The sequence below is a fragment of the Enterovibrio sp. FF113 genome (assembly GCF_041439165.1).
GTDB lineage: Bacteria > Pseudomonadota > Gammaproteobacteria > Enterobacterales > Vibrionaceae > Enterovibrio > Enterovibrio norvegicus_A.
In genome coordinates, this window is record NZ_JBGONO010000011.1 from 16817 (window position 1) to 30737 (window position 13921).

General features: G+C 46.5%; 13 protein-coding genes. 10 read left to right on the forward strand and 3 right to left on the reverse strand.

The genetic code is table 11. From position 1 onward, the window contains the following. Window positions 1–54: 54 nt before the first annotated feature. The 10 genes from thrS (at window position 55) to btuD (ending at window position 10891) form a co-directional block, all read left to right on the forward strand. The gene (gene thrS / locus ACED36_RS10430; RefSeq protein ID WP_371733216.1) at window positions 55–1983 is read left to right on the forward strand and encodes a threonine--tRNA ligase; all 1929 of its coding nucleotides are present in this window, start codon (window positions 55–57) and stop codon (window positions 1981–1983) included. Window positions 1984–1986: 3 nt separating this feature from the next. Continuing rightward, window positions 1987–2535, forward strand: a complete 549-nt coding sequence (gene infC / locus ACED36_RS10435; RefSeq protein WP_083248043.1) for a translation initiation factor IF-3 — start codon at window positions 1987–1989, stop codon at window positions 2533–2535. Window positions 2536–2637: 102 nt separating this feature from the next. Continuing rightward, window positions 2638–2832: a 50S ribosomal protein L35 gene (rpmI, locus tag ACED36_RS10440; protein WP_016962080.1), complete on the forward strand. Its 195-nt coding sequence runs from the start codon at window positions 2638–2640 to the stop codon at window positions 2830–2832. Window positions 2833–2873: 41 nt separating this feature from the next. Continuing rightward, window positions 2874–3227: a 50S ribosomal protein L20 gene (gene rplT / locus ACED36_RS10445; RefSeq protein WP_016962081.1), complete on the forward strand. Its 354-nt coding sequence runs from the start codon at window positions 2874–2876 to the stop codon at window positions 3225–3227. A 450-nt stretch (window positions 3228–3677) separates the two neighbouring features. Next, window positions 3678–4661, forward strand: coding sequence for a phenylalanine--tRNA ligase subunit alpha (gene pheS / locus ACED36_RS10450; protein ID WP_016962082.1), 984 nt, complete (start codon window positions 3678–3680; stop codon window positions 4659–4661). 19 nt (window positions 4662–4680) lie between these two features. Then, complete coding sequence (pheT, locus tag ACED36_RS10455; protein ID WP_016962083.1) at window positions 4681–7068, forward strand: phenylalanine--tRNA ligase subunit beta; 2388 nt, start codon at window positions 4681–4683, stop codon at window positions 7066–7068. A 410-nt stretch (window positions 7069–7478) separates the two neighbouring features. Beyond that, window positions 7479–7775, forward strand: a complete 297-nt coding sequence (ihfA, locus tag ACED36_RS10460; RefSeq protein WP_016962084.1) for an integration host factor subunit alpha — start codon at window positions 7479–7481, stop codon at window positions 7773–7775. 258 nt (window positions 7776–8033) lie between these two features. After that, a complete protein-coding gene (locus ACED36_RS10465) occupies window positions 8034–9089 on the forward strand; it encodes a succinylglutamate desuccinylase (protein ID WP_371733217.1) in 1056 nt (351 codons plus the stop codon). Between the two features lie 63 nt (window positions 9090–9152). Further along, complete coding sequence (btuC, locus tag ACED36_RS10470; protein WP_371733218.1) at window positions 9153–10139, forward strand: vitamin B12 ABC transporter permease BtuC; 987 nt, start codon at window positions 9153–9155, stop codon at window positions 10137–10139. Further along, window positions 10136–10891 (forward strand): vitamin B12 ABC transporter ATP-binding protein BtuD, encoded by a 756-nt coding sequence (gene btuD, locus ACED36_RS10475; RefSeq protein WP_371733219.1) that lies wholly within the window; start codon window positions 10136–10138, stop codon window positions 10889–10891. The genes btuC and btuD overlap by 4 nt, the downstream gene beginning before the upstream one ends. Window positions 10892–10926: 35 nt before the next feature. On the opposite strand, the gene ACED36_RS10480 is transcribed toward btuD, so the two are convergent. The 3 genes from ACED36_RS10480 to ACED36_RS10490 all read right to left on the reverse strand — a co-directional run bounded on the left by ACED36_RS10480 (window position 10927) and on the right by ACED36_RS10490 (window position 13826). Further along, complete coding sequence (locus tag ACED36_RS10480) at window positions 10927–11385, reverse strand: TerB family tellurite resistance protein (protein ID WP_016962088.1); 459 nt, start codon at window positions 11383–11385, stop codon at window positions 10927–10929. Window positions 11386–11676: 291 nt separating this feature from the next. Beyond that, window positions 11677–12084 (reverse strand): VF530 family DNA-binding protein, encoded by a 408-nt coding sequence (locus tag ACED36_RS10485; RefSeq protein ID WP_016962089.1) that lies wholly within the window; start codon window positions 12082–12084, stop codon window positions 11677–11679. A gap of 137 nt (window positions 12085–12221) precedes the next feature. Then, entirely contained in the window at window positions 12222–13826 is a 1605-nt protein-coding gene (locus ACED36_RS10490) for an ABC-F family ATPase (protein WP_016962090.1), read from the reverse strand. Between the last annotated feature and the right edge of the window lie 95 nt (window positions 13827–13921).

Genomic DNA, 13921 nt, shown 5'->3' on the forward strand with positions numbered 1-13921 from the left:
TAACTAAAACAAGTGCTACTTCGTGTGTAGCACCACTGTAAATAGGACATAAAAATGCCTGTAATTACTCTTCCTGACGGTAGTCAACGTTCTTTTGACAACCCGGTTTCTACTTATGATGTTGCTTTCGACATCGGCCCAGGTCTTGCTAAAGCTTGTATCGCTGGTCGTGTTGACGGAAACCGTGTTGATGCGTGTGATTTGATTGAACACGACGCTAAGCTAGAAATCATCACTGCAAAAGACGCAGACGGTCTCGAAATCATTCGTCACTCTTGTGCTCACTTGCTGGGTCATGCGATCAAGCAACTGTTCCCTGATGCAAAAATGGCGATCGGTCCGACCATCGACAGCGGTTTCTACTATGACTTAGACTTGGATCGCTCGTTGACCCAAGAAGACCTTGATGCGATTGAAAAGCGCATGAAAGATTTGGCAAAAACCAAATATCAGGTCATTAAGAAGAATGTAAGCTGGCAGGAAGCGCGCGATACGTTTGAATCACGCGGCGAGACTTATAAAATTGAAATTCTGGACGAAAACGTTTCTCGAGACGATCGCCCAGGACTTTACCACCATGAAGAATACATCGACATGTGCCGCGGTCCGCACGTGCCGAACATGAGCTTCTGCCAAAACTTCAAGATCTTAAACGTTGCTGGCGCTTACTGGCGTGGTAACAGCGACAACAAGATGCTGCAGCGTATCTACGGCACAGCGTTTTACGATAAGAAAGAATTAAAAGCGCACCTTGTTCGTCTTGAAGAAGCGGCAAAGCGTGACCACCGTAAACTAGGTAAGCAACTTGATCTGTACCACATGCAGCAAGAAGCGCCGGGTATGGTGTTCTGGCACCACAATGGTTGGACTGTTTTCCGTGAACTGGAAACGTTCGTCCGCGAAAAACTGACCGAATATGAATACCAAGAAGTCAAAGGCCCACTGATCATGGATCGCGTTCTTTGGGAACGTTCTGGTCACTGGGACAAGTACGCTGACTACATGTTCACCACGCAATCTGAAAGCCGTGAATATGCGCTTAAGCCGATGAACTGCCCAGGTCACGTACAGATCTTTAACCAAGGTCTGAAGTCATACCGTGATTTGCCGCTGCGTATGGCGGAGTTTGGTAGCTGTCACCGTAACGAGCCATCAGGTGCATTGCACGGTCTGATGCGCGTTCGTGGCTTCACTCAGGATGATGCTCACATCTTCTGTACGCCAAACCAAGTTCAAGAAGAAGTGACATCTTGCATCTCTATGGTTTACGACACATACAAAACATTCGGTTTTGATGAGATTGTTGTGAAGCTATCTACACGCCCTGAACAGCGTGTTGGTTCTGACGAAATGTGGGACCGTGCAGAGAAGGCATTGGCTGAAGCACTTGAGTCAATGGACATCAAATTTGAGATTTTGGAAGGCGAAGGTGCTTTCTATGGTCCTAAGATTGAATTTACTTTGCATGATTGTTTGGATCGCGCATGGCAGTGTGGTACTGTTCAGCTCGATTTTGCTCTGCCTGAGCGTTTGGGCGCAACGTACGTTGGTGAAGACAACGAACGCCATACCCCAGTCATGATTCACCGTGCGATTTTGGGTTCTCTGGAACGCTTCATTGGCATTTTGATTGAAGAATACGCGGGTCATTTCCCGGTATGGCTGGCTCCTCAGCAAGCGATTGTCATGAATATCACAGACAATCAGGCTGATTATGTTCAGGAAGTAGCAAAAAAACTGCAAAAAGCAGGTTTTAGAGCGTCAGCGGACTTGAGAAACGAGAAGATTGGTTTTAAAATCCGTGAACACACTTTGAAGCGCGTACCTTATATGTTGGTTTGCGGTGACCAAGAAATGGAAGCCGGTGAAATCGCGGTACGTACACGCAAAGGTAAAGATTTGGGTAAATATAAAATTGACGAATTCATTTCTCTGCTCGAGAACGAAGTTCGTACCCGAACGCTCAATATTTTGGAGGAATAAGGTATTAAAGGCGCAACAAGAAAAGTCCCAGTTAAACAAAATGCTCATCGATTGAATGACGAAATTCGCGGTATTAGCGAAGTTCGTTTGACCGGCCTAGACGGCGAAGCCGTTGGCGTAGTTTCAATCGAAGACGCTCTAGCAACTGCTCAAGAGGCAGGTGTGGATCTGGTCGAAATTAGCCCTAATGCCGAACCACCTGTCTGTCGCGTGATGGACTACGGTAAGTTCATTTACGAAAAGAGCAAGGCTACGAAAGAGCAGAAGAAAAAACAAAAGGTTATTCAGGTTAAGGAAATCAAATTCCGTCCTGGTACCGATATTGGCGACTATCAGGTAAAACTACGCAACCTGGTTCGCTTTATTGAAGAGGGTAACAAGGTCAAGGTTACAATCCGATTCCGTGGTCGCGAAATGGCGCACCAAGAAATCGGTGTTGACGTTTTGAATCGCTTGAAAGAAGACACTGCTGAAATTTGTTTGGTAGAAAGCTTCCCAACGCGAATCGAAGGTCGTCAAATGATCATGGTTCTTGCCCCTAAAAAGAAGTAATTTCGGCATACAAGTAACGTAAGAGGCTATGCCTTCGGGTGTAGCCTCTTTGTTCGCCGGATTACATTGTTATTAACATGCAACAATGCGGAGTTATTCATCATGCCTAAGATGAAATCAAACAAAGGTGCAGCTAAGCGTTTCAAGAAAACTGCTGGCGGCTTCAAGTTCAAGCACGCGACTAAACGTCACATCCTGACTAAGCGTACTACTAAGAACAAACGTCAACTGCGTCCAAATGCAATTCTGCCTAAGTGCGAAGTTGCTGCAGTTGCTCGTATGCTTCCATACGCATAATTTTTCTTAGTTTATTAACGATTTAGTTTAGGAGAGAGTCCATGGCTCGCGTAAAACGTGGTGTACAAGCTCGTGCACGTCACAAGAAAGTTCTAAAACAAGCTAAAGGTTATTACGGTGCACGTTCACGTGTTTACCGCGTAGCTTTCCAAGCAGTTACCAAAGCTGGTCAATACGCTTACCGTGACCGTCGTCAGAAGAAACGTCAATTCCGTCAACTTTGGATTGCACGTATCAATGCTGCGGCTCGTCAGAATGGTATGTCTTACAGCCGTTTCATCAACGGTCTGAAGAAAGCGTCTATCGAAATCGATCGTAAGATCCTTGCTGATATCGCTGTATTCGACAAAGCTACTTTCTCTGTACTTGTTGAGAAAGCGAAAGCTGCTCTGTAATTATACAGAATAGATTTTGCAAGAAAGGGGAGCTTAGGCTCCCCTTTTTTACATCTGAAATTTGTATGCCTGATTAATGTTAACTGCAGTATTCTGAGGTTACTCAGGTATAAACCCAGTCTAATTCTCTTCGCTTTACCTCTTCAGCGTCCATTTTTACATGCTCCGATGCGGATAATTGAGTCTTCTCCTTTCATGAAAAGGCCAACTTCTTCGCGATTTACATGATTCAACCATAAATGTGGTGATGAAATAGGCATGACAAGCACTTGATGTCACTTTCAGTTTGGCTTTAGTTCACGGTTTATTTACTATGTACCGTTACGTCTATACCAATTCTCAGAGCAAAATTCGCCGATGCGAGTCGCGATTGGTTCACGTATTTTGTTACGAGAATTGGTATATCTTTTACTCCGTAAGTAATCGCCTGAAAGGGTGGATGAGGAAACGATGCAACAACTAGAAGACATTCTATCCAGCGCAACGGCAGCTATCGAATCGGCTGACTCTGTTGTGGCTTTGGATGAGGTACGTGTTAAGTACCTAGGTAAGAAAGGCGAGCTAACTACGCAACTTCAAGCATTGGGCAAATTGCCGCATGAGGAACGCCGTGAAGCGGGCGCAAGCATCAATAAAGCTAAGCAGGCTGTCCAGCAAGCGATCTCTGAGCGTAAAAATGCGCTAGAAAGCGCTGAACTTGAAGCGAAGCTGGCTGCTGAATCTATCGATGTGACCCTGCCTGGTCGTCGCATTGAAAATGGTGGCATTCACCCGGTAACTCGTACCATTGAACGCATTGAAAGTTTCTTCGGTGATTTGGGCTTTGACGTAAAAACAGGTCCAGAAATCGAAGATGCATTCCACAACTTCGATGCACTGAACATTGCAGAAGATCATCCAGCACGTACTGATCATGACACCTTCTTCTTTAACCCAGATTTGATGCTTCGTACGCACACTTCAGGTGTTCAGATCCGTACTATGGAAGAGAGCCAGCCACCGCTGCGATTCATCGCGCCTGGCCGCGTTTACCGTAATGATTACGACCAAACGCACACGCCAATGTTCCACCAAGTTGAAGGCATGCTGGTTGACGAAAATGTTAACTTTGCGCAGCTAAAAGGCATCCTTCATGACTTCCTGTGCAACTTCTTTGAAGAAGATCTTGAAGTGCGTTTCCGTCCTTCTTACTTCCCATTCACTGAGCCTTCTGCGGAAGTGGATGTTCGTCGTAAAGACGGTAAGTGGTTGGAAATCCTTGGCTGCGGTATGGTTCACCCGAACGTACTTCGCGCAGTAAATATCGACCCAGAGAAATACTCAGGTTTTGCCTTTGGTATGGGTGTTGAGCGTCTAACCATGCTGCGTTACGGCGTGAATGACCTGCGTGCGTTCTTCGAGAACGATTTGCGTTTCCTGAAACAATTCAAGTAAGCATTGGGGTAATTGAGAAATGAAATTCAGTGAATCCTGGCTTCGCGAGTGGGTTAAGCCTGCTGTCAATAGCGAAGAACTGGCACACCAAATCACCATGGCTGGCCTAGAAGTCGACGACATTGAAGCTGTTGCCGGTGAATTCACCGGCGTAGTCGTTGGTGAAGTGGTTGAATGTGGTCAACACCCTGATGCGGACAAATTACGTGTTACCAAAGTAAACGTCGGTGGCGAAGAGCTGCTGGATATCGTTTGTGGTGCATCAAACTGTCGTTTGGGTATTAAAGTTGCTGTAGCAACCGTTGGTGCGGTTCTGCCTGGCGATTTTAAAATCAAGAAAGCGAAACTTCGTGGTCAACCTTCTCACGGTATGCTGTGCTCGTTCACCGAGCTTGGCATTAACGTTGAATCTGACGGTATCATGGAACTACCTGCAGACGCGGTTTTGGGTACTGACTTCCGCGAGTTCCTTTCGCTAAACGATGTCACCATTGATGTTGATCTGACGGCAAACCGAGCTGATTGCTTGAGCCTTAAAGGCATGGCACGTGAAGTGGGTGTATTGAACCGCGCTGAAGTGTCTGAGCCTGCGTTTGAAAACGTAGCACCGTCAATTGATGACAAGATTTCTGTTGCTATCGAAGCGCCTATCGCGTGTCCACGTTACTTGGGCCGAGTTGTTCGCAACGTGAACGTGAAAGCGGCATCGCCACTTTGGATGCAAGAAAAGCTGCGTCGTAGCGGTATTCGCTCTATTGATCCAATCGTCGACATCACTAACTACGTGATGCTTGAGCAAGGCCAACCTATGCATGCATTCGATCTTTCTAAGATTGAAGGTGGCATCGTTGCGCGTATGGCGAAGCAAGGCGAGAAACTGGTTCTTCTGGACGGTAATGAAGCTGAGCTAAACGACAACACGCTTGTTATTGCTGACCACAACAAAGCACTGGCTATTGCTGGTATCTTTGGTGGTGAGTTCTCGGGTGTGACTACCGAGACGACTGACGTATTGTTAGAAGCTGCATTCTTTGCACCTGATTCAATTCGTGGTCGTGCACGTAGCTACGGCTTGCACACGGATTCATCACACCGCTTTGAGCGTGGTGTTGATTCAAGCCTTCAGTACCACGCCATGGAGCGTGCGACACAACTGCTGATTGATATCTGTGGTGGTGAAGCGGGTGAAATCGTCGGTCAAGAATCTGAAGAGAATCTCCCTAAAGCGAAAACCATTTCTCTGCGTCGCAGCAAATTGGATCGCCTTCTGGGCCACGCCATCTCTTCTGACGATGTTGTGGAGATCTTGACGCGTCTGGGTTGTGACGTAGAAACCACAGAAGCAGGTTGGACAGCGAAAGCACCGTCATGGCGTTTTGATCTGGCCATTGAAGAAGACTTGGTTGAAGAAGTAGGGCGTATCTTCGGTTACGACAACATTCCAAACCAAGCGCCTGAAGCGCACCTGACCATGAACGAATATAAAGAGGTCAACCAACCTCTGAAACGCGTTCGTGATTTGCTGGTTGACCGTGGTTACCACGAAGCGATTACTTATAGTTTTGTTGAGCCTTCTCAACAGGCGCTGATCGTGCCAAACGTTGAGCCACTGATCTTGCCACACCCAATCTCTGCTGACATGTCAGCAATGCGTTTGAGCTTGTGGACAGGTCTGCTAAACACAGTGACGTACAACCAGAAACGTCAGCAACCACGTGTGCGTCTGTTTGAAGCAGGTCTGCGTTTTATTCCTGAAGCGACTGCTGAAAACGGCATGCGCCAAGAAATGATGCTGGCAGGTGTGATTGCCGGTGCGCGTTCTGAAGAGCACTGGGACATTGCGACTAACACTGTCGATTTCTTTGACCTTAAAGGCGATCTGGAAGCGGTTCTGGAGCTAACTGCTAATGAGTTGGCATACAGTTTCAAAGCGTCTAAGCATCCGGCGCTGCACCCAGGTCAGAGCGCGGCGATTGAAGTCGACGGCAAGATTGTCGGCCACATTGGTACGGTTCACCCTGAGCTTGAGCGTAAGTTTGGCCTGAATGGTCGCACTATCGTGTTCGAAATCGAGTGGGCTGCTATCAATCAGCGTGTGATTCCGGAAGCGGTTGTGATTTCTAAGTTCCCAGCGAACCGTCGTGACATCGCGGTGATTGTTGCTGATGACGTAGAATCAGAAGCAGTTGTACGCGCATGTTTAGATACCGACAATGCACTTATCAAAGGCTCTAAGCTTTTCGACCTTTATAAAGGCAAAGGCGTTGAAGAAGGTAAGAAGAGTCTGGCTATCGCTCTGACGCTACAATCTACTGAACGTACTTTAGAAGAAAGTGATATTTCTGAGGCGGTTGCGGCAGTTGTTGCGACACTTGGCGAAAAATTCGGTGCTCACCTTCGCGACTAATGCGAAAACTATCAATAAAAAGCAGCCTTCGGGCTGCTTTTTTTATGTCCAAAAGTTCTAACACCTATCGTTTTGATAAACCTAAGTTTTATCAAAACGATAACAGACCTTGGTTTTTAACTGTTTAAAACTCGAATAAAAACATCATCTAAACAGGATTTTGCCATCGTCATGTCTCATTTTTTATGCATGACGCAAGAATGAAATCCTCATAAACAGAGCACTGTTCTAAATAATGATATGGAAAAAAGTTGGCGCAAATCAGCCAGTTGGCTTACACTGTTCGTAAGTTACTGATGCGGAATATGCTGCCCGACAGTGGAGCAAGTGAATATTTCCAATGCAGTGCAATTGGTAGTGAAGATACGATGTATCTCATTTATGTTTAACATTTCTTGAGGGAATGACCTATGGCGCTCACTAAGGCCGATCTGGCTGAGAACCTGTTTGAAAATGTCGGGATGAGCAAGCGGGACGCCAAGGACACCGTCGAAGCGTTCTTCGAAGAAGTTCGAAAAGCACTCGAAGGTGGCGAGCAAGTTAAGCTGTCTGGTTTCGGAAACTTTGATCTTCGCGAAAAGAACGAACGTCCAGGCCGCAACCCAAAAACGGGTGAAGATATTCCAATTACTGCTCGTCGAGTAGTAACGTTCCGCCCGGGGCAAAAGCTGAAAGCACGCGTAGAAAACGCAAAAATCGACAAGTAATTCTCGATGGTAATTTTAGAAGAAAGTCTGTTCCGAAGACAGTTACTTCTTAGTTAATTTGCTTCTATGCCCTGGCATGTTAAGAACCGTAGCTTTTTGCTGCGGTTTTTTATTGGGTAAAAATCACGCACCACCTGATAAACATGCCTTTCAATCTCTCAATTCTTACACCACGTAATAACACAAACATGAATCCTAATATTGTTCGGGTATAGTAGTTAGCGAGATACGAAAATAATAAATTAGGAAGTTTTGAAAATGGACAGTCAACTCTCCGGTGGCTTTCTCAAGCACACTTTGTCTTCGCCGATGACATTCAAACCGTATTCATTTCAACTGCCAAATGGTCTCGATATTATTCATCATGACGTTGGCGTATTGGAGGTTTCACCAGAAAACGCGAATCGCGCCATTGTAATTTCTTCTGGTATTCATGGTGATGAAACCGCACCGATTGAGCTGGTTGATGATTTGGTGAGTGAAATACTGAATGGCGCGTGGGTTCCTCAATCACGCACTCTTTTCATCATTGCGCATCCTGATGCGATTCATGCTCACACGCGTTTTATTGAGGAAAATTTGAACCGTCTCTTTGCTGATGTTAACGCCGATCGCAATGCAGAATGTCAGCTGGCTAATCATCTTCAAGAATATGTTCGCCGCTTCTTTGTCAATACCAAAGGCAATGATGAGAAGTGGCACTTTGATATGCACAGCGCCATTCGTGATTCCAAACACTACATGTTTGCCGTCGTACCTGCCTCAACAAAGACAACCGATGTTCGCCCTCTTATTGGCTTCCTAAAGTCGGCACAGATGGATGCCATGCTGTTAAGCCGCACGCCATCTTCAACATTCAGTTGGTGGAGTGGTGAGAATTTCGGTGCATTGGCCGCAACCTTTGAAATGGGTCGTGTCGCGCCTTTGTATCAAAACGATATGTCAGAATTCGCGCCGCTTAAACACGCGCTGATAAACTTTCTATGTGGTTGTGAAAACGTCGAAGTCGCGATTGAACATGATCTTTCTATCTATAAGGTGACGCGCACCATTACCAAAACCGACGATGCTTTCTCTTTGGCTTTTAGTAATGATGCAGCAAACTTCACTTACTTCAAGGAAGGCGAACAGCTGGCAGAAGAAAATGGCACGCTATACGTGGCGCAAAAGGGCGGGGAGGCGGCTGTGTTCCCCAATGCCAACGTCGCGGTAGGTCAGCGCGCTTGTTTACTGGTGACACCTTTTGTTCCGGATGAATCGAAACCCCTTTTTGTTAACGTGGGAAGCGAGCCAGGACCGTTTGCAATCAGTTAGCACTTTTCATTGTTCTGCGTTCTCTGTATGGTTGGCGGCTATTGACGTTTAAACTATAAAACCATGCATTTACTTCAACTTGTTCAGCGTCGCACTCGGCGCTGGCATACCGCTCTCATTACCGCTGTCGCACTGCTTATTGTGTGCTCATTGCTTTCACTGGCGGCAGGTGAGATCTGGATTTTCCCTTTCCATGTTGATTCTCCTCTCACGCAACAATTGTTGATGGAGCTTCGTGTCCCGCGCGTTATTGCCGCCATCTTGATTGGCGCCTCTTTGGCGGTGTCTGGTGCGGTGCTGCAGGTGTTACTGGGTAATCCATTGGCAGAGCCCGGCGTGTTAGGCATTTCCGGTGGTGCAAGCCTTGCCCTTGTGCTTGTTATGTTTTTCTTCCCGGCGTTAGCCACTCAGTACGGATTAATGTCTGCTGCGATGCTTGGGGCGCTATCTTTTACTGGCGTACTGGTATGGTTAGCTCGCAAGCGAACTATGTCGACAGCAAGGCTATTACTGATTGGTGTTGCACTGGGTATTCTCTCCGGCGCCATCGTAACGTGGGCATTCTATTTCAGTTCAGACCTTAACCTTCGTCAGCTACTTTACTGGCTGATGGGAAGCCTTTCAGGTGTGCATTGGGCGCAGCTAACGCTTGCCGTGGTGGTTGTGCCTGCTGTGCTTTGGCTGTGTACGCAAGGGCATAACCTGGATCTGATGATGCTGGGTGAAGCGCCAGCGAAGCAGTTAGGATTGAATATTCAAACGCTCAGATGGCAGCTGATCTTGATGGTCAGTGTGCTTGTTGGCGCGTCGGTAGCCATGGCCGGTGTGATTGGCTTTGTCGGCTTAGTGGTTCCGCATTTTTTGCGACTTTGGCTGGGGACAGAAAACAGGTATCTTCTTCCGCTTTCAGCGCTCGCTGGTGCTTCACTGTTGTTAGTGGCTGACACGATAGGGCGTATGGCAATTGCTGAAGCAGAGTTACCTGTAGGTGCAGTGACAACGTCACTTGGTGCGCCTCTATTTATCTGGATGTTATTGAGACGCGCATGATTGAAGCTAAGAATATTGCATTGGGTACGCGTCTTCTTCCGTTAAGTTTTTCTGTTTGGCAAGGCGAGATTGTTCATCTGCTTGGCGCAAACGGAAGCGGGAAAAGCACGTTGTTGGAATTATTGTCTGGTTTAACGGAAGGCCAAGGCAACGTTTCCTTAAATGGCATCGCACTGGCGGATATAGACAGCAAAACCTTAGCAAGACAACGAGCGTATTTGAGCCAACAACAAAAGCCGGCTTTTGCCATCGGCGTTTATCAGTACCTCAGTTTAAGTTTGTCCGCGTTGACCAAAAGTAATCCCATTGAATTAGATGCGGCCGTCAAAGACATATGCTCAACTTTGAGGATTGAAGATAAGCTGAATCGCAATACGGAGCAGCTTTCGGGGGGGGAATGGCAGCGCGTAAGACTTGCCGGTGTGTGCTTACAAATTTGGCCTGATATAAATCCCGATGGAAAACTGCTTATTCTCGACGAACCAGCAAGCGCACTCGACATCGCTCAGCAAAGCGTGATGTACAAGATGATTCGTCGCATTGCTGATCGTGGTATTGCGGTGATCATGTCCAATCATGATATCAATCGAACACTCAGTGATGCAGATAGGGTGATGTTACTTAAAAATGGCCACCTTGTATCTCAAGGTAGTCCTAGGGAAGTGATGCACGTGGACACGCTGGAAGCGGTGTTTGGCACTCGCTTACGTCGAGTAGAAATTGACGGTCAACTGCTGATGTTAAACACCTAGCACGATGTCTCGCACTAGGTTTGATGAACGTTAACTTAGTGCTTGGCGTCGGCTTGCGCTTCAAGTTTTGCTTTGATGAACAATGCGTGGTCGAGATATAACAATTCCGACGTTTTTCGGATCACAGACTCTTCTAGCGGATCGAGCTTACCGTCCGCATACGCGACTTCCCACATCGCTTTGACCAAGCTGAATCGCTGTTGCTGATCTAGCTGGCGCAACTTGTCTGTGTAGTCATAGAGTGACACGGAGTTTGATGCATCGACGCGCGCTTCATTGACGAGTGAGTTTGACGCCGCTTCTTCAATCCCTAATAACTCACCAAGCATTCGTGTTTTAGCTGCCTCTTCACGAGGGTCGAGTTCGTTATCGGCACTGGCGACTTCGCACAATAAACCTGCCATCGCACGTTGATAACGGTGTTCGTTTGAAGCGGCACTGCCACCTTCTTCAGTAAAGACTTCTCTTAGAATCGAAGACAGTTTTGAAAACATGTAGGTTACCTAGTGAAGTTTATTGATGAGCTTTATCAGTATGAATCAGCTTTTGAGTACATATGGCATATGGCTGAGTGAAGTCACACCCACCAATACATATAGAATAAGAGTATGAGGGATAATTTGAGAAGTTGTCAGCGACTTGCTGGTGCTTCTTATCTTTCAGACGGTGAAAAAGATGAGAGGTTCACTAAAAATATCGTCTTAGGCTCAATGACCTAGGGCAGAGCAGGGCAACACGTAACAAGAAAGCCAAACCCATAATAAAGTTTGGCTTTTTTTGAAATATTAACGGCGACTAGGACGACGGCCGGTTCTTTCTTTATGCGCAGATGCAGCTTTTGCTTGGGAAAGCAAAATGGACTCAACTGTCAGCTCCATCGGCTCTCTCGGCTTTAAACCATGTGCAAAGGTACGTGAGCGAGCTGGCATCTCAAATTCAGCTTCAGACGCTTTAGGCATGCGTTTAAAGCGGTACAGGTAAAAGTTTTCTACTTTCTCTCTTGCCCATTCCGTTTTCTTTAAGTATTTCACGCTGCTAGCGATGCTTGGCTTGGTATTAAAGCAGTTCAAACGCATTGCAGTATCAAGTATTTCCCAGCCGTAATGATCAACAAGCTGAGTGAGCATGTCTTCCATTTTTAGGCCATGCAGCGGGTTGTTTTGCTGCAGTTCAATTCTTTCTTGTTCAGTCATGAAGAGTTTCTCCATTACTCGTGGCTGGGATGGTGAGTTAATCTACCCTCCAAGCCACTAAGTGTTTATTCTAACGACAGTTTATGTCGCATGTTTCTACGTTGTACTTTTGCGTCGTACATTGTCAGTTTGTGGTGTTATGCCACTTGAAGCAATTTCTGTTGGTGATCGAGGTACTCATCATAAGTGCCTTGGAAGTTAACCAGCGTCTTGCCTTTCACTTCGATAATAGAAGTGGCAAGAGACGAGACAAACTCACGGTCATGGCTAACAAAAATAAGCGTACCTTCGTAAACTTTCAATGCATTGTTTAGCGCTTCAATCGCTTCCATGTCCATGTGGTTGGTTGGTTCGTCCATGACAAGCACATTGATGTCTTGCATCATTAACTTACCAAACAACAAACGGTTCTTTTCACCACCTGAACAGTTCTTCGCTTTCTTGTTCACATCATCGGCAGTGAACAGCAAACGGCCTAAAATACCGCGAACCATCAAATCATCGTGTTTCACTGTGCGCCACTGCGAGATCCAATCAAAGATGCTTAGATCGTTGTCGAAGTCAGCAGTGCTGTCTTGTGGGCAGTAACCAACTGATGCGTTTTCAGACCACTTAACAATGCCGTGGTTTTGTTCGATTTCGTTCACGAGGCAGCGCAACAGTGTTGTCTTACCCACGCCATTCTCGCCAATAACGGCTAAACGAGAACCAGCTTCAAGTAACAAGTTGCCGTTTTCAAACAGCAACTCGTCGTCAAAAGAGTGACCTAGATTTTGCAGTTCAAGGGCTTGGCGATGCAGTTTCTTGCCTTCACCAAAATTAATAGACGGGCTCATGCGGCTAGACGACTTAACGTCGTCTAACTTAATTTTATCCATCTTCTTCGCACGTGAACTCGCTTGTTTCGCTTTAGATGCGTTCGCACCAAAACGGTTAACAAAGTCCTGCAATTCACTTATCTCAGCCGCTTTTTTCGCGTTACCTGATAAGAGCTGATCGCGGATCAAGCTAGACGCCTCAAGGAAGTACTCGTAGTTACCTGGGTAAATACGTAGCTCACCGTAATCAATGTCTGCCATGTGGGTACATACAGAGTTCAAGAAGTGGCGATCGTGCGAGATGATGATCATCGTACACTTACGCTGGTTCAACTCTTCTGCAAGCCAGTTAATGGTGTGAATATCCAAGTTGTTGGTAGGTTCATCTAGCAACAAGATATCAGGGTTGGCAAACAAGGCTTGTGCAAGTAGCACACGCAGTTTCCAGCCTGGCGCAACGTGTTGCATCAGACCAAAATGCAATTCTTCTTCGATGCCCGCTTGAAGTAGGATGTCACCCGCGCGGCTTTCGGCGGTGTAGCCACCCATTTCGGCGAATTCGCTTTCTAGCTCAGCGACCTTCATACCATCTTCTTCACTCATTTCTGGCAGTGAGTAGATGCGCTCGCGCTCTTGTTTAACTTCCCATAGCTTGCGGTCACCCATGATCACGACGTCGATAACGTTGTTTTGTTCAAAGGCAAATTGGTCTTGGCTCAGTACGCCAAGCTTTAACCCAGGGGTGATTGATACGTTGCCCGAGCTTGGCGTCAGCGCACCGCTAAGAATCTTCATGAACGTTGATTTACCACAGCCATTAGCTCCGATTAAGCCATAACGATTACCGTTACCGAACTTAGCAGAAATGTTTTCGAATAATGGCTCGGCGCCGAATTGCATGGTGATGTTAGCGGTTGAGATCAAAGAAGTATTCCTAGGTATATAAGATTGGCTAATCGCTGAATGAGAGTTGCCAAATCAACAGAAATTAAAGCACGAATGAATAGGCGGGGAATTAT

What these genes read in the sequence shown, in the direction of transcription:
- thrS (WP_371733216.1), top strand. Translation starts at nt 55, where the DNA reads ATGCCTGTAATTACTCTTCCTGACGGTAGTCAACGTTCTTTTGACAAC.
- rpmI (WP_016962080.1), top strand. Translation starts at nt 2,638, where the DNA reads ATGCCTAAGATGAAATCAAACAAAGGTGCAGCTAAGCGTTTCAAGAAA.
- rplT (WP_016962081.1), top strand. Translation starts at nt 2,874, where the DNA reads ATGGCTCGCGTAAAACGTGGTGTACAAGCTCGTGCACGTCACAAGAAA.
- pheS (WP_016962082.1), top strand. Translation starts at nt 3,678, where the DNA reads ATGCAACAACTAGAAGACATTCTATCCAGCGCAACGGCAGCTATCGAA.
- pheT (WP_016962083.1), top strand. Translation starts at nt 4,681, where the DNA reads ATGAAATTCAGTGAATCCTGGCTTCGCGAGTGGGTTAAGCCTGCTGTC.
- ihfA (WP_016962084.1), top strand. Translation starts at nt 7,479, where the DNA reads ATGGCGCTCACTAAGGCCGATCTGGCTGAGAACCTGTTTGAAAATGTC.
- ACED36_RS10465 (WP_371733217.1), top strand. Translation starts at nt 8,034, where the DNA reads ATGGACAGTCAACTCTCCGGTGGCTTTCTCAAGCACACTTTGTCTTCG.
- btuC (WP_371733218.1), top strand. Translation starts at nt 9,153, where the DNA reads ATGCATTTACTTCAACTTGTTCAGCGTCGCACTCGGCGCTGGCATACC.
- btuD (WP_371733219.1), top strand. Translation starts at nt 10,136, where the DNA reads ATGATTGAAGCTAAGAATATTGCATTGGGTACGCGTCTTCTTCCGTTA.
- ACED36_RS10480 (WP_016962088.1), bottom strand. Translation starts at nt 11,385, where the DNA reads ATGTTTTCAAAACTGTCTTCGATTCTAAGAGAAGTCTTTACTGAAGAA.
- ACED36_RS10485 (WP_016962089.1), bottom strand. Translation starts at nt 12,084, where the DNA reads ATGACTGAACAAGAAAGAATTGAACTGCAGCAAAACAACCCGCTGCAT.